8 protein-coding genes are annotated in these 17,720 nt (G+C 48.6%); 7 read left to right on the forward strand and 1 reads right to left on the reverse strand.

Annotated elements, in window-relative coordinates; translation table 11 throughout:
* Positions 1-58 precede the first annotated feature (58 nt).
* The 7 genes from C234_RS0100250 to C234_RS0100280 all read left to right on the forward strand — a co-directional run bounded on the left by C234_RS0100250 (position 59) and on the right by C234_RS0100280 (position 13,163).
* Complete coding sequence (locus tag C234_RS0100250) at positions 59-337, forward strand: LysO family transporter (RefSeq protein WP_027324105.1); 279 nt, start codon at positions 59-61, stop codon at positions 335-337.
* Positions 334-936 (forward strand): LysO family transporter, encoded by a 603-nt coding sequence (locus C234_RS0100255; protein ID WP_027324106.1) that lies wholly within the window; start codon positions 334-336, stop codon positions 934-936. The genes C234_RS0100250 and C234_RS0100255 overlap by 4 nt, the downstream gene beginning before the upstream one ends.
* Before the next feature lie 20 nt (positions 937-956).
* Entirely contained in the window at positions 957-4,118 is a 3,162-nt protein-coding gene (gene lacZ / locus C234_RS0100260) for a beta-galactosidase, LacZ type (RefSeq protein ID WP_027324107.1), read from the forward strand.
* 18 nt (positions 4,119-4,136) lie between these two features.
* Entirely contained in the window at positions 4,137-6,065 is a 1,929-nt protein-coding gene (locus C234_RS0100265) for an MGH1-like glycoside hydrolase domain-containing protein (RefSeq protein ID WP_027324108.1), read from the forward strand.
* Between the two features lie 395 nt (positions 6,066-6,460).
* Positions 6,461-9,727: a SusC/RagA family TonB-linked outer membrane protein gene (locus tag C234_RS0100270; protein WP_027324109.1), complete on the forward strand. Its 3,267-nt coding sequence runs from the start codon at positions 6,461-6,463 to the stop codon at positions 9,725-9,727.
* A gap of 13 nt (positions 9,728-9,740) precedes the next feature.
* On the forward strand, positions 9,741-11,555 hold the full coding sequence (locus C234_RS0100275; protein ID WP_027324110.1) for a RagB/SusD family nutrient uptake outer membrane protein: 1,815 nt from the start codon (positions 9,741-9,743) through the stop codon (positions 11,553-11,555).
* Between the two features lie 27 nt (positions 11,556-11,582).
* The gene (locus tag C234_RS0100280) at positions 11,583-13,163 is read left to right on the forward strand and encodes a sulfatase/phosphatase domain-containing protein (RefSeq protein WP_027324111.1); all 1,581 of its coding nucleotides are present in this window, start codon (positions 11,583-11,585) and stop codon (positions 13,161-13,163) included.
* A gap of 366 nt (positions 13,164-13,529) precedes the next feature.
* Here C234_RS0100280 and C234_RS0100285 read toward each other — a convergent pair whose 3' ends face one another.
* The gene (locus tag C234_RS0100285; RefSeq protein WP_027324112.1) at positions 13,530-17,411 is read right to left on the reverse strand and encodes a hybrid sensor histidine kinase/response regulator transcription factor; all 3,882 of its coding nucleotides are present in this window, start codon (positions 17,409-17,411) and stop codon (positions 13,530-13,532) included.
* Between the last annotated feature and the right edge of the window lie 309 nt (positions 17,412-17,720).

Genomic DNA, 17,720 nt, shown 5'->3' on the forward strand with positions numbered 1-17,720 from the left:
AGGTCCCGTTGTTTCATTTAAATGATTTATCTTTGCTTTTTTAAAAAAAGACATTTATATGTTTACGATTATCGGACTTATGCTGACAGGTATGTTGGCGGGATATTTGTTGCGGAAGCGCAATCTGGCACGTATCCAATCGGTTATAACCGGGCTTATCTGGCTATTGCTTTTTTTTCTCGGTGTAGAAGTGGGAAGCAATGAGGCGATTATCCGGGGCTTGCATACCATCGGGCTGGAGGCTGTGGTCTTGACTTTGGGAGGAACGCTGGGCAGTGTGGTTGCTGCTTGGGCTTTGTGGAAGACGTTGGGCGGTAAAAAGGAGGAGAAGGCATGAAAGGAAGTCTGATTATTGTCGCCTTTTTTGTGTTAGGAACGGTTGTCGGTTTAACTGATCTGTTTCCTTTTGATTTGGCAGATACGGACATCAGTTATTACGCGCTTTGCGCGCTCATGTTTTGTGTAGGGCTGGGCGTGGGGAATGACCCGCAAACATTGAAGAACTTCCGTTCTTTGAATCCCCGGCTCGTGTTTCTTCCCGTGATGACCATAGTGGGTACATTGGCAGGCTCAGCCGTTGTAAGTATGCTGTTGTCTCATCGTTCCGTAGCCGATTGTCTGGCCGTCGGGTCGGGGTTCGGGTATTACTCGCTTTCAAGTATCTTCATTACAGAATCCAAAGGTCCCGAATTGGGAACGATAGCATTGTTGGCTAATATTTGCAGGGAAATACTGACATTGCTGGCAGCTCCTCTATTGGTGCGTTGGTTCGGCAATCTGGCTCCTATCTCTGCCGGAGGGGCTACGACGATGGACACTACGCTACCTATCATTACCCGGACAGCCGGACAGGAATACGTCGTTTTGTCTATCTTTCACGGCTTTCTGGTCGATTTCAGCGTTCCTTTTTTAGTCACCCTGTTTTGTTCGATATAAACTTTATACGATATAGTATCATGAAAACTCCGTTATACACATTCCTTTCCGTCTTTCTGTTTTTTACCGCCACGCTTTCGGCCGAAAATGTGCCTTGGCAGAATCCGCAGGTGAACGAAATCAACAGGGAACCGATGCATGCGCATTTCATCCCTTTTGTCAACGAATCGTATGCGTTGAAGCAACGTTCGCTTCCTGCCGAAGTGCGGTTTGATGTCAACCCCGCTGCCGAACGTCGTATTTCTCTCGACGGTACCTGGCAATTCCTTTATTCCCGAAACGACGGGCTTGCTCCCCGCGACTTCCATAAGACGGATTATTCCACCCGAGGATGGAAACGGATACAAGTGCCGGGAAGTTGGGAGTTGCAGGGCTTCGATGCGCCTATCTATACAGATACCCGTTATCCTTTTCCGGCGAATCCTCCGCATGTACCGTCCGATTATAATCCGGTAGGAGCTTATGTCAGGGAGTTTACCGTGCCGGCTGATTGGAGAGGCCTGGACGTATTCCTCGATTTCGAAGGTGTGGAATCGGCCTACTATGTATGGGTAAACGGAGAATTGGCAGGCTATGCTGAAGACAGTCGGCTGCCTTCTCATTTCAACATTACGAGGCTGTTGCGGAAAGGGCGGAATAAGTTGGCGGTGAAAGTGTTCCGTTACAGCGATGGTTCATATTTAGAGGGGCAGGACTATTGGAAGTACAGCGGTATCGAACGGAGCGTTTATCTGTATGCCCGTCCGCAAAGCCGTGTCAAAGACTTTAAGATGACAGCCGGATTGACAAATAGTTACCAAGACGGTGACCTTTCGCTGGATGTTTTTCTTCACCGTCCGCAAGCGGGAATGGAAGTGGAAGTGAAAGTGCTCGATGGTGAAGAGGTGATTTACCGTCGGAGAAAAGCGGTTGCTTCCGAGCTTGATACTTTGATGGCCGAACGGCACGTCTTCCCTGCTGTGAAGACATGGAATGCGGAAACTCCGCATACCTATACGCTGGTGGTCAACACGTTCGATAAAGAAGGCAGCTCTTTGGAGTCGTTCACTCACCTCTTCGGCTTCCGTACCGTAGAGATGCGCAACGGCATGCAGCAGATTAACGGAAAGGCCGTGCTATTCAAAGGAGTCAACAGGCATGAGCATGATCCGCTTACAGGACGTACCATCACCGTGGCTTCCATGTTGCAGGATATCCGATTGATGAAGCAATTTAACCTGAATGCCGTACGCAACTGCCATTACCCCAACAACTATGCCTGGTATGAACTCTGTACGGAGTTCGGATTGTATCTCATCGATGAGGCGAATATCGAGAGCCACGGCATGGAAGACCACCCTGACCGCACACTGGCCAATTATCCGGACTGGGAGTTGCCTTTTATTCAGCGTATGGACAGGATGGTAGCGCGCGACCGAAACGTGACTGCCGTCGTAATCTGGTCGCTGGGCAATGAATCCGGTTACGGAAAGCACTTTGAGACGCTTTATAAACGAACGAAAGAGACAGATCTTACCCGTCCCGTTCAATATGAAGGGGGAGGCTATAACGGCAAGAGCGATATTTACTGCCCGATGTATGCCCGTATCTGGGCGCTTCGCAAGCATGTCAACCAACGTGACCCGCGTCCGATGATTCTGTGCGAGTACGCCCATGCCATGGGAAACAGTGTAGGGAATCTGCAAGACTATTGGGACCTGATTTATACATACGATCAGTTGCAGGGTGGCTTTATCTGGGACTGGGTCGATCAGACTTTTCTGCAAAAAGATGAGAATGAACGTCCGATCTGGGCGTTCGGCGGCGATATGGGCTTTGCCGGTGTGGTAAACGATTCGAATTTTTGTGCCAATGGGCTCGTTGCTGCCGACCGCTCTCTTCATCCGCATATATGGGAAGTAAAGAAGGTGTTGCAGTACGTCCACTTCGAACCGGTGGTATTTACTCCCGGGCGGATTAGAATCGTTAATCGTCATGACTTCATCGGACTGGAAAGATACATGCTCCATTGGGCGGTGGAGTGCGAGGGAAGAGCAGTGCAGGAGGGGAAAACCGAATTTCCGCCGATAGCGCCGCAAAGCAGTGGCGAAATGGAGCTTCCTTTGCAACCGCATCCCGCCGATGGAAAAGAATATTTCCTCACGCTTCGTGTGTTTACCAAGGAAGATGCGCCCATGATTCCCAAAGGTCATGAAGTTGCGATAGAGCAATGGGCTTTGCCTGTCAGTCCGGTAGAACGGAAAGTTCGTCCTGTGGAGGGAGCGCTAAGTGTGATCAGGTCGGATGAGACTGTCGCTTTACAAGGTGATCGCTTCCTCTTGAGTTTCTCCACCCGCACCGGTGAGATGACGGAACTGAATTATCACGGAAAGAATCTGATACGGGAAGGGTTGCAACCCAACTTCTGGAGACCGCTGACAGATAATGATATCCCCAACGGACATCTTTATCGTTGTGCCGCTTGGCGGAATGCCGGTCGCGAGTTGATGCTCAAAGACATGAAAGTCACCGAAACTCCGGATGGTAAACTGGCTACGGTGGCTGTAAACTACCGTATGGAGCAACAGAAATCCGATTTGCGGATAACGTATCAGGTTCGCCCCAATGGAGCGATTCGTGTGAATATGCACTTCGTGCCGGGCAGCATCGAACTCTCTGAAATGCCCCGTTTCGGCATGCGTATGATTCTTGGAGCAGAGTATGAAGATATGGCATGGCTCGGAAGAGGGCCGCATGAGACTTATGCCGACCGGAAAAGCGGAGCGCTCATCGGCTTATACAGACAGAGCGTATGGGAGCAGTACCATCCTTATGTGCGTGCACAGGAAACGGGCAACCACTGTGACGTGCGCTGGGTAGCCCTCCGCAACAGCGCCGGAGAAGGGCTGCTGGTGACGGGTGAACAGCCTTTGAGTGTCAGTGCCTGGAACTTCCCGATGGAAGATCTTGAGTATCGTCCCTCACAGGTGGAACGCAGGCATGGCGGAAGCATCGTGAAGAAGGAGATGGTGTGGCTGAACATTGACCATAAGCAAATGGGAGTGGGCGGCGACAATACGTGGGGAGCGCAGGTACATCCCGAGTACACGATTACTCCGCATGAGCAGGCATACGGCTTTATACTGCAACCTCTCGCGGCAGGTGAAGACGCCGCAGACAAGGCGAATCTTTTTTGGTTTTAATTTTTATGATCTCATATTATGAAACACAGAATTACTTACATTATTGCCTCTCTTTGGCTGGTTTTCGGAATAGCGGCGTGCCATCCCGGAAATGAGAACACTTCACAAAAGAGATACGAATTTGCCGATATATTCGACATTGCCTATACGCCCGACACGCTTCATGCCTGTCGCGGCTGGTTTACCGATGCCGGTTCGTGGATGGGCTTCACCCTTCCCGAAAAAGAGCAATGGGTGAATGGTTTTTGCGGCCCGTTCAGTCTGGATATGTTTCGGCGCCAGTGGATGGCGCAATCGGTTGTCACGGTCTGCTTCTCTGAAGATGTAACAAAACCGTTTACTCCGGATTCCACTTGTTATTTCCCCGGCGAATTGTATCTGTCCGCTCACTCCGAACTGGGGCACGTTGCTCAGCGCCTCAACTTTGTCGATGCTTCTACAGCTTTGCTCAGGGTAGAGGCGGAACATGCCCGCAAGATGAGTTTCACGGCTACCGGATGGGGCAAGGATATCACTGTCTCGGTGGAGCAGAACTCCGTTATTGCCCGTCATGTCGATGGCGAACGGGTGACAGTGACATTCACTCCCGAAGTCTTCCTCGAAAAGCACGGAAATAATTATGTGGCGAAGACAGTAGCTGAGGAAACTATCGTGAACGTGGCGATTTCGTTTTTTCCTTCGGAGAAAGAAATGATGTCGGGACTGCAAAATCTGGCTGTTCTTCTCAACCGTCCGGAAGAGGCGTTGCGAGCGAATGCCGAACGCTGGGAGGGATATATGAAGAAAGTGCTTCGTGAGGATATGAAGCCCGAATACGATCGGATTGCCGTTAAAGCTCTGACGACACTTATTTCCAACTGGCGTACGCATCGCGGAGGACTATTGCACGAAGGTATTGTCCCCAGCCATGCGGTAGGCTATTTTGTAGGTTTCTGGGCTTGGGACAGTTGGCGTTTCAGTGCCGGAACCGCAAAGTTCCATCCCGAGCTGGCTAAAAACAACATCCGCGCCATGTTCGATTACCAGCAGTCGGACGGCATGATTGTCGACTGTATCTATACCGATCCGTCGGAAAACAACAATCGCGACAGCAAGCCCCCTCTCGTATGCTGGGCCGTAGATGAGATATTCACTCATACCGGCGACACGGCTTTTATTGCCGAGATGTACCCCCAACTTCTTTCTTATTATAAATGGTGGTATTGGAAACGCGACCACGACGGCAACGGGATGTGTGAATACGGTTCTACCGACGGCACGCTTGAAGCTGCCGCATGGGAAAGCGGAATGGACAATGCGATCCGCTTCGACAATGCCGTCATGTTGAAGAATCGAGGTGAAGAAGACGCTTGGAGCATGGATCAGGAGAGTGTCGACTTGAATGCTTATCTGGCGTTGGAGTGCAGGCTGTTGAAAAAGTTTGCGGGGATGCTCGGCGCCCCGTTCGATGCGCCCGATTATGGCGACCGGGTGGCAGAGTATTTTTTCGATAAGGAGCACGGCTTCTTTTTCGACCGTCGTCTGAAGGACGGATCCTTTGTGAGAGAGCCGGGATGCGAGGCCTATACTCCGCTCTGGACGGAAGTAGCTACACACGAACAGGTTTCGGATATGCTTCCTGTTCTGCGCGATACGGCTAAATTTTCCACCTACATTCCTTTCCCCACCATTGCTGCCGATCATCCGAAATACGATCCGAAAGGATATTGGAGGGGACCCATCTGGCTCGATCAGACTTATTTCGCCATACGTGGGCTTCGCAATTACGGTTATAAGGAGTGGGCGGATGAATATACTTTACAGGTGTTCGACCGGCTCAACGGCTTGAAAGAGAAAGCTCCCATTCACGAAAACTACGGTACGCATACCGGAGAGCGATTGAAGGCCCCCCATTTCAGTTGGAGCGCTTCGCATCTGCTTATGCTATATGAGGATTACGGAAAGTAATCGGTCTTTAGATCTGTTTTTTATAAGCCTTGTCTGAAACATCCATTCAGATAAGGCTTTTTTTGTTTTTGGAGTCCGACTCAGATAGGCGGATGAATGTAGAAACGTATCTGCTTGGGTATATATACCCATCGCGGTAGCCATATATACTCACCGTGGTAGCTATATATACTCACCGCGCTAGCCATATATACTCACCATGGTAGCCATATATACTCACCACGATGAACATATATAGCCCGCAACATGGGCATATATGCAGATGCTATTTCCCGGTTTTTACACGCATTTGTAGATGATTTCAGACTTAAAATGTACAAATGCAGAGTCAGGATACAGGCTTTAATGGATATCTTCGCAGCGATTTGTTAAAAAAGTAACCCTTAAAACGATTTATTATGAAAAAGAAAAAACAGCTTTCTATGCTCCTTGTGGGTTTGGTGACGGCTATGCTATGCTTGCTTTCTCCGGCAGCGATGGCCCAGTCTTTATCTATAACGGGTAGAGTGCTTGACAAAAACAACCGGGAACCCGTGATTGGAGCCAGTGTTCTAATAGAAGGCACCACAAACGGCACCATTACCGGCCTTGATGGAGACTTCACTCTATCTGACGTATCTCCTAAAAACAATCTGGTGGTTTCTTACATTGGGTATGCTACACAGGTTATCCCCATAGACGGGAAAAGAAATTTCGAAATCCTATTGGCGGAAGATACCGAGACACTCGACGAAGTAGTGGTGGTAGGTTATGGCGTACAAAAGAAAGTCAACCTGACCGGATCGGTATCGGCTGTGAAAGGCGATGTTTTAGAACGTCGTCCGGTGGCGGATGCCACCCAGAGTTTGCAAGGTATGGTTCCGGGATTACTGGTGAGCAACAACAGAGCAGGTCGCCCGGGTGCTTCGGGCACATTGACTTTGCGCGGGCAGGGCAATCTCGATAACAATGCTTCTCCGTATGTATTGGTGGACGGAGTAGAGATGAGCCTGTCGGATGTGAATCCCAGTGATATTGAGAATATTTCGGTCCTGAAAGATGCAGCAGCTTGCGCCATCTACGGAGCGCGTGCCGCTTATGGTGTAATTCTGGTGACTACCAAGCGTGGGGAAGAGGGGAAAACGCGAATCAACTACCAAGGTACGGTGGGATGGACTACACCTACGGTCTTACCCGACATGGTGAACTCTTATGACTTTGCGAAATACTGGAACGACGGCTGTACCAACGCCGGGTCACCGCGTCTGTATAGTCAGGAAAAGCTCGATTTGCTACAGAAATACATCGCAGATCCGAACAGCGTGAATCCATGGGCGGAACTTCCTGCCAATTCAAACATGAATCCGGCTTTCGAGAACTCTGAATTGGGAGTAGGTAATGTGAACTACTTCGATCTTCATTATAAAGACTGGGCTTTCAAGCAAAACCATAATGTCAGCCTGAGCGGTGGCGGGAAAAAAGCTCAATATTATGTGTCGGGTGGATATTATAACGAAGACGGTATCCTGCGTTATGCCGATATGGATTTTACCCGTTATAACTTTGCGGCGAATGTAAATTCGCAGATCACGGATTGGATGAAGCTCAAAGTGAACACGAAGTTTATGCATTCCGATCAAAATACTCCGTTTGGCGACGGAGGTATCAGCGAAGGCTTCTATCATTCGTTGGCTCGTTTTCGTCCTACGGTTTCGGTAATCGACCCGAACGGGCACTTCACCGAGCTGAGTATGATACCGTATCTGCAAAGCGGCACGTATACCAATACCCAGCGCGACCGACTGAATCTGACCACAGGCCTGGAATTTCAACCGGTGAAGAACTGGTTCGTATTCTTCGATTATACATATAAGCTGATGAATGTAGAGTACGAGGCGTTGAATGTAAGTCCGCTCATTTACGGAGCCGACGGAGTGAGCACGTCGAAAGGTGTGCGTGGCGAATTGGGCGTTTCTCCCGATGGAAAGTTTACGCGCAGCTACGGGCGTACCCGCTACCAAAGCATCAACTTGTACACGAACTATCTTTTCACCATTGCCGATAGCCACAACTTTACGCTTATGGCAGGATATCAGGAGGAAGACAACGATTACAGCTATATGAAGAATTCCATAACTGGGCTTTATTCCACGACTAATCCGAATCTGGGTATGGGAACCGGTGATAAAACCGTAGTCGACGTTCGTAACGGATGGGCTACGCGCGGATTCTTCGGGCGTATCAATTACGACTACGATGGACGTTATTTGCTTGAACTGAACGGTCGTTACGACGGCTCTTCACGTTTCGCTTCCGGAAACCGTTGGGGCTTCTTCCCTTCCGTATCCACCGGGTGGAATATCAGTCGTGAGAAATTCATGCAACCCGTCAGTGACGTAGTTTCCAACTTGAAGCTCCGCGCTTCGTACGGTTTGTTGGGCAATCAGGCGGGAGCGGCTCTTTATACATTTGCCGCTACGATGGATTTGAACGCTAATCTCGGAAGTTACATCTTCCCTGAGGGGCGGCGCATGTTTACCAAAGCTCCGCTGGTAGTCAACCCCAATACGACTTGGGAAAAAGTGGAAAGCAAGAATATCGGTCTCGACTTCGGATTCTTCGGAAACGCGCTTACCGGTTCGTTCGATCTGTTCCAGCGTAATACGAAAGATATGTTGGGCCCCGGACAGAAATTCCCCGACTTCTTCGGTGCCGATGCGCCGAAAACAAACAATGCCCGCATGCGTAACCGTGGCTGGGAACTGGCTTTGAACTATCGTGGCACTATCGGTAAAGACATTCATTACAGTATAGGCGGTTCGCTCTCCGACGCAACGGCAGAAGTTACAGAATATGCCGGTGATGACAGCTATGTCGATAAGGATGGAAACAAGAAAAATATAGTGACAGATCCTGCGGGAAACTGGTACAAAGGAAAGAAAGTGGGCGAAATCTGGGGTTATCGTGCCAGCGGATTGATCCAGACACAGGAAGAAGCCGATGAATACAATAAGACTTATAATTTGTCTTTCATCAGCGGAAAGCCTTGGACTCCGGGCGATGTGAAATATCGCGACCTGAATGGAGATAAAAATATAAACAACGGTAAGAATACGTTGGGCGATATGGGCGATATGACCGTAATCGGCAACACTACTCCACGCTATCAGTATACCATCAACGGCTCTATCAGTTGGAAAGGGCTGACGGTAAGCGCCATGTTCCAAGGAGTAGGGAAACGCGACTGGCATCCTGGCGGAGGCGTTTACTTCTGGGGAAGCGGCCCGTACGCGCAGGTTACGGTGTTTAAAGAGCATATGGACTATTGGAGCGAATCCAACAAAGGGGCTTATTATCCGAAACCATATATCCATTCGGCAGGAGGAGTGCGTCCTTTCCGCAATAAGATAATGACTACGACTGACCGTTACCTGCAGAGCGCGGCTTATTGTCGTCTGAAAAACCTGACCGTCAGCTACGATCTGCCCACGGCATGGACTGCCAAGATCGGTTTGCAGAAAGTACAGGCTTTCTTCTCGGGCGAGAACTTGCTGACGTTTACTTCGTTGAAGGGAATGTTCGATCCGGAGGCGATCTTTACAGGAAACGACTATACTTCGGAAGGGGGTAAGAATTACCCTATGAACAAGGTCGTGTCTTTTGGTTTGGTTGTTAACTTATAAATAGCAGAATATTATGAAAAAGAAAAATATATTGTGCGGTATTGTGCTGATCTGCGGTCTTACGGCTTGTTACGATTTAGATAAGGCGCCGAAAGGGGTTCTTTCTACCGCATCTCCTTTTAGTAGCACGGGAGAAATGACAAACTATCTGGATCAATTTTATGAGAGCGGACTTCGTTCTCAGGGGTTCGATGCCGGAGGAGGCAATCACATTGCTGGTTCCGATACACGCAGCGATAACCTTGCTTCCAGTTCGGTGAATACTCGGCTGGCGGGAGAAATGGCTTTGAGTCATGCAACCGCACTTTCTAATTATAAAGCAATCCGCAACCTGAACTACCTGTTGCTCAATCTGGACAATACTTCCGAGAAAGGAACAGCTGCCTACAATCAGTGTGTAGGGGAGGCTTACTATTTCCGGGCGTGGTATTATTACAGAATGTTTGTGGATTACGGTGAGTTGACATGGATTGATAAACCGCTCGATCCCAATATCGAAGCTATGCTTCTTCCACGCGACAGCCGGACAGTGGTTGCCGACCATATTCTGGATGATTTGGACAAGGCTATTTCATTGTTGAGAGAGCGAAATAACAGTGCATCGATGCGTGTGCATAAAGATGTGGCGCGTGCGCTGAAGAGCGAGGTGGCTTTGTTCGAGGCGACTTGGGAGAAATATCACAAGGCCGAAGGAGATGAGTTTTATGATAAATCGGTGACGGATGAAAAGATTCGAGACTACTTTACGCAAGCTGCCGCCGCTGCCGAGGAAGTGATGAAAAGAGGTGTGTGGAAGGTATACAATACAGGCAATACCGGAAACGACTATCGACAGTTATTCCAGACTACCGATTTGTCGAACAACTCGGAGGTACTCTGGTTTAAGAAGTACGACGGAGACAAAGTGGGTAACAATGTGAACCGTTATTTGAATCAAGGCGGTGGAAGCATAGGAGTGACCGCTTCGCTTGTGGACGACTATCTGACGATTGACGGAAAACCGTTTGTCGGCGAACAGCGTGTTGAGGCTAAAAAGGTATTCGGCAATGAACTGCTGCCTACGGTACGCGATCCGCGTTTGGCGCAGACGGTCTGTACGCCGGGTCAGCAGTTGCGCCCCGACGATGCGGCTCCTTTTTACGTAGTGCCGCCGCTTATCGGTTCCTCTTCTTACAATCAGAACATGACAGGCTACTCTCTGTTGAAGCACGTGCAGATAGATTATACCGGCAGTCTCGACGCAGAATTCAAGGGCGCTACGCCTGCCATTCAATTCCGTTATGCCGACGTGTTGCTCAACTATGCCGAGGCTTTGGCCGAACTGGACGGAGCAGCGAATGCGCAAAAGATAGCAGATGCCTTGAAACCCTTGCGCGACCGCGTGGGTATGCCGGGAGTGGACTTCGATAGAGAATACAATCAGGAAGCCGACTATCCGTTCCGTAAATTGAATAAATACGTTCAGGCAGTACGCCGCGAACGCCGTGTGGAACAAGCGTGTGAAGGACGCCGCCTTGAAGATATTCTCCGCTGGGCTGCCGCCGATGAACTTATTGTAGGCCAATGGCCTAAAGGCGCGCTCTTTATCGGCAGCAACCTGGAGAATCATCCGAAATATGGCGGCAAGCTGGTGTACGATAAACCGTCGGGCAACAACCTTTACCTGACAGGCAAACAGGGAGACGCCTTGCGATATATACTTCCCAGCAATCCCGCAGGATATGAACAGGGGTGGAAGTTCAATGTGAAGCGTGATTACCTGTTGCCCATTCGCATCGAACTGTTGGAAAGAACACAGAATCAGTGGAAACAGAACCCGGGGTGGTAAACTAACTTGAAAATTAAATAAAGAGACATGAGTAATTTTTCATCTACACTATTGTACTCCCTTACAGGGGCAACGATGCTTACATCGTTGCCCGCCTGCGGGGGAGGAAAGAAGGCTGAACAAAACAACAAGAAGCCGATGAACGTGGTCTACATTATGTGCGACGACCATTCGTTTCAAACCATCAGCGCCTACGACCGACGCTATATCGAAACTCCCAACATAGACCGTATCGCCAACGAGGGAGTACGTTTTACCAACAGTTTTGTGGCAAACTCGTTGAGCGGACCGAGCCGTGCTTGTATGCTGACGGGAAAGCACAGCCATGCAAACGGATTTACCGATAATACGAAAAGGTTCGACGGTAGCCAGCAGACGTTCCCGAAGCTGTTGAGAGAGAATGGTTATCAGACAGCGATGATCGGTAAGTGGCATTTGAGTTCCGAGCCTACAGGATTTGATTATTGGGATATCTTGATCGGTCAAGGTGAATATTATAATCCGTACTTTGTGAAGAATGGAGAGAAAGTGCAGCGCGAAGGCTATGCCACCAATATTGTGACGGACTTGGCGGTGAACTGGCTCGACAGCATTCGCGACAAAGAGAAACCGTTCTGTCTCTTTGTGCACCACAAGGCTCCCCATCGCACATGGATGCCCGATTTGTGTGATTTGGAGCTGTATAAAGACTCCGTTTATCCGCTACCGGATAACTTCTACGATACCTACGAAGGGCGCATCCCGGCATCGAAGCAGGAGATGAGCATTATCAAGGATATGGATTTGGTTTACGACCTGAAAATGGCGGATAAAGAGAACGAGATTCATACCGCTACGGGACTCGAGAAAGCCGGACGTCGCTTGTATAACGCGATGAATCCCGAGCAGAAAGCAGCATGGGATGCACATTACGACCCGATTATAGCGAAGTTCAAAAAAGATAAGCTATCGGGCAAGGCGCTTGCCGAGTGGAAGTATCAGCAGTATATGCGCGACTATTTGCGGGTGATTCACTCCATCGATCGCAACGTAGGCCGCCTGCTGAAACACCTCGAAGAAAACGGTTTGCTGGAGAACACCATGATTGTGTATACGTCGGACCAAGGGTTCTATATGGGTGAGCACGGATGGTTCGACAAACGTTTCATGTACGAAGAGTCTTTCCGCACTCCGCTTCTGGTTCGTTTGCCGGGCGGTAAGAAAGGCGATGTGGACGAAATGGTACAGAACATCGACTACGGGCCTACGATTCTCGATTTGGCAGGAGTGAAAGTACCCTCCGATATGCACGGAGTTTCTTTCCTTCCGTTGCTGAAAGGAGAGAAGCTGCCAGACTGGCGGAAGTCACTGTACTATCATTTTTATGAGTATCCGGCAGAACATGCCGTGCGTCGTCATTACGGAGTGCGTACCGACCGCTACAAACTGATTCGTTTCTATAAAGACATAGACTGTTGGGAATTGTACGATTTGCAGGAAGACCCGATGGAAATGAACAATATATATGGTAAACCCGGAACGGAAGATGTTGTCAACCAGCTGAAAGCCGAGCTTCTTCGCCTTCAGGAGCAGTATGACGATCCTATCCGAGAAGTTTATAAGAATTGATTTTAAAAACAAAACACGATAAGCCGAACTTTGCCGGATGATAAAAAAGATGATGATCCGGACAAAATGTACCGTCTGACAACATAAACTTTTGACTTCTGTGAAACTCTTGTGAAAGAGTTCTTGTTTAAAAAAAAATCGCGTTTACCTAAAAAATAAAGTTTAGGTAAATGCGATTTTTACTTAGGAAAAGATGTTTTTCTAAGTAAAAAGAACTTTGGAGATTTTGACAAGTTTTTCGGGGGAAGCTGAACACTTTCTAACTTTAAGACACGCCTCATTTCCCGACTTTTTCTGATATCAGAACGCCCCAGCGGAACTATATTTTTGTTATATATCTTCGTTTTATGAGAGGTGGTGAAAAGGTTATCTTTTCTTTTTCCTGTAATCGGAGGGACTTTCCCCAAAAGTGTTTTTGAACAGCGTACTGAAGTTGCGCGAGTGCCGGAATCCACATTGTTCGGCAACATCATTGATGCTGAGATGGGTGGTTTCCAATAGCCGGCAAGCATGCTCCATGCGGCACTTGATGATGTGTTCGTTGACACCCGTTTTCATCATTCTTTTGGTCTTGTTATATAATGATGCCCTGCTCATTCCCATTTGTCGGGCTATGAAGTTGACATCCATCTCTCCGTTTCCGATGTTTTCATTGATAATACGATTGAGTTGTATAATGAAATGCTCGTCGGCAGGAATAAGCTCTTCTCTTTCCTCTTCCGGTATATCTATGGTCGCATAATGCTTTTTGACGATTTTTTGATTTTTCAGGATGTTCTGTATCTGTATGAGGAGTAGATCCATATCGAAAGGCTTGGTTACATAAGCCTCCGCGCCTAGTTTGAATGCCTCTTCCATCCCGGCGTCGTCAACGCACGAAGTGAGAAGAATTACGGGAATATAGTTCATTTCCGGTTTTTGCTTGATGTACCGGCATAACTCGAATCCGTTCATCCGGGGCATTCGTACATCGCTCAACACCAGTTGGGGAGTTCTTGAAGCGATGATAGGCAACGCTTCTATACCGTCATGGGCCTCGTATACTTCTTTGAAGATAGATTGAAGGTGACAGATGAGGTAATTGCACAAATCTCGGTCGTCTTCCACAATAAGGATGGAGTGAAACTTCTCTTGATTGTCGGAACCGTTGTGTATTCTTACTTGTTGCTCTTCTTCGGGAGGCGCTACAGCGTTGAGATAAGCCTGAGGAACTGACTTGATGTGAGTGCTCTCCCGACGGTAAGGTAGGGTAAAGAAGAAGCAAGCTCCTTTTCCTTCGTTGTTCTTCGCCCCGATGCTTCCTCCGTGCATTTCCACCAGCTGCTTGGCATACGATAATCCGATACCTGACCCTTGTATGTTGTGCTGCCCTTGATAGAAGCGGGTGAAGAGATGTCCGATTTCTTCTTCCCGCAGTCCTTCACCCTCGTCCTTCACGGCTATGCGGATGTACTTCCCTTCCTCTTCAAGATGCGTGGAGACCGTCACCGTAGAATGTTCTTCGCTGAATTTATATGCATTCGTCAGCAGATTATTGATGATGATTTCGCATTGGTTGCGGTCGAAATACATCTCTTCTATATTCTCGTCGGGTTCAAATCCCAACGTGATTTCGCGCATGGAGAACTCTTCCCGGAAATCGTCCAGAATAGCTCTGATCCAGTCATTCAAAGCCGTCGACGACATGCGCAGTATGTTTTCCTCCACTTCCATCTTGCGCATGTTCAGAATCATGTCGATGATGTTCTTCATCTGGCGCGCCTGTTTGAACGCGCTCTGCACCTTGATCTGTTGCTCCCGGGGAATCCGGCGGCTGTTGAGCAGTTGCTTCAGGGGACTGTATATGAGTGTCAGTGGTGTGCGAAGTTCGTGGTTGATATTGATAAGCGCGCGTACTTTCTCTTTGTATATTTTTCGCTCTTCTTCCTGCAACTTGTGTTTCATTCTCCGGTTGTGAGTATGGATGAGAGTGACTAACAGCAAAATGCCGGCTCCGATACAAAGGGCGATAAACCAGATTTGTTTCCACCAAGGGGGCATCACCTCGAAATCGAGCAAAACGGATTCTTCGCTCCAACTGCCATCGTTCTGTGTACACTGTGTCGTAATCCGGTAATCGCCGGGAGAAAGGGTGTGAAGGCTTAGGAAGGGTTGCGCTGTTTCTATATATTCGTCGTTGAGACCTTTGATGCGGAAACGGAAGATGCGTTTGCGGAATACATCCGCACCTTTCAACTGCACATGAATATACAACGAGGAGAAATGGTGGGGAACCCGTAGCTCAAGGGATGGTGCTACAGCTACTGCCGCTCCGTCGAGAAATACCTCCTGGAGCACCGGGGCGGCAAGTTGTAAACCGGTTGATGGACGGAGCGGTTTGTTGATACGCAGCAAACCTTCCGAGCCTCCCATGTAGATATTGCCGTCGGCAGTTTCCAATACCGGTTTCGACAGGAAATCGTTGGGAAGCACTCCATCCATTTCGCTGTAAATAATGAAATGATTCTTTTTCGAGTCGTAAGCATATACCACTCCCAGCGATCCCATCCATATCACTCCGTCACGATCTGCTATAAGCGAGGTAATGACATCGTTTCCATCAGGCAGTTTGATGTCTTCTTTTTGTCCGTTGTCCGGATGAATACGACTTACCCCGTTCGGTCCGGCTATCCAGAGAATACCGGAAGAATCGAGGTCTGCTGCCATTATCTGATTGTCTTTTTCGTAGAATACCATTTCAAACTGTTTCGTGCTCACGTTATGCCGGAATACTTTGCTTCGGTCATGAAATAAGGGATTCGAGCGGTGGTCACCTATGTATACCCACGATGTGTTGAGAGGTTTCAGATTTACAATAATCGGCTCCATGCGGTGTTCGGAGGGGAGGTAGCGGTATACGGAACTTCCATACAACTCAATCTCTTTTTTCGAGTTCACTCTCAGGTTGATGGGAGAACCGCTTCCCACCAGTTTCTCTTCGATGCTCCGGTCGGGAAAAACGAACCGGTGATAATCTCCCGTCTTTTTGTTGAACAGGTAAAGTCCTTTGCTGAAGCTGGATACCAACAACGTACTTTCCGTCAGTGGGCAGATCGATACGATTTTTTCACCGAAAGTCCGGGGATAGTGGGTGAATAGCTCCGTGTCGGGGTCGAACCGGTTAATCCCTCCTCCGTCCGTTCCGATCCATATCGTTCCGTCTGTATCTTCCCATAAGTAGAGCGGACATTTCTCAGATAGTCCCGATGGTTGGTTCGGGACTGAAGTGGTATAAGTGGTAATGAAACCTTTCTCCACACCCAATACGCCTTCACGCACCATGCCTATCCACATGTGATTGTCGCTTCGGAGCAGGCAGGCCACTGAGTTGGCGGGGAAATCCCGGTTCGTTTGGGTGGAAAGTACTTCCACTTCTCCTGTTTCGGGATAAATCACATTTACTCCGCCCCCGTCTGTTGCCAGCCAGATGCTTTTGTCCCACTCTTTGATATCCAGCACAATATCATTGCTCAGATCCGAGTTTCCTGTATGATATTCGGCAAGCAACTTCCCAGCTTGCTCATAGCGTTTCACCCCTTTGCCGTAGTAGGATATCCAGTAACTCTTTTCGTTGTCTTGATACAGGCAGTATACGTTTGTCGACTCCGAAAAAGGTGCGGAGGTTAACTCCCCTGTATATTTATCGATTATTTTGAGCTCCCACCGGGAGGTCAGCGCCAGATAATGCCGTGTGTCGTACCGAAGCAGCTCGAAGATATATGTGCCGGACGATTTGAGTGGCAATGTCTTCGTAAGCGACAGATCCTTACTGTATGTCAATAAGGTGTCTGTGGTAGGGATTATTACTTCGTCGCCATCGGCAAGCAATGTGGAAGCCTTCACTGCCCGTCTTCGGTAAAGAAGCGTCCGGAGCGAGTCTTGCCCCTTTTCATGGTAGCTGACTCCTTTTGTGGTGAATACCCATGTCCGGTTTTGATTGTCTCCTTGAATCTTGCTTATGTAGTGGGTGCCTTGCCGCAACGGGGTGGGCAGGGGATACTTCTTTATTCTTGTCCCGTTAAAACGGTATACGCCTTGTGTCGTTCCTATCCATAATGCTCCGTTTTGGTCGTCGTACAGCGATGTTACGGAAGAGGGAAGTCCCTCTCTGATAGAGAGTTGTTTGAGATGATAGTAGGGCAGTCGGTCTGCATAAAGAGAGAGTATGCAGCATTGGAACCATAACAATAGTCGTATTCGTGCTTTCATTGCGGTCAGGGCATGTTTTAGAAAGCAAAAATACGGAAAAGAGGGCTAAACCCCAAGAGAAAGAGAAGATTTACTGCCTTTGTCTTCCGTATATGGGGTTGGAGCTGTCTTTCATCCATGTTGCATCTTCCCCCGATGGTTGCTCTGCTTTCGAAATCGTTGGGAAATAAAGACTGAAGATGCCGGACTTCGGGAGCGGGTGACAAGAAAGCTGCTTTTCGATAAATCGCGTTAATAAATAAAGAAAGCTATGAGTCGTTCGGCAACTTTATTATATCTTTGCAATTTTAAAACACCCAACTTAAAGTA

Origin of the sequence: Bacteroides pyogenes DSM 20611 = JCM 6294, from assembly GCF_000428105.1 — a bacterium.
In the GTDB taxonomy this organism is placed as follows: domain Bacteria; phylum Bacteroidota; class Bacteroidia; order Bacteroidales; family Bacteroidaceae; genus Bacteroides; species Bacteroides pyogenes.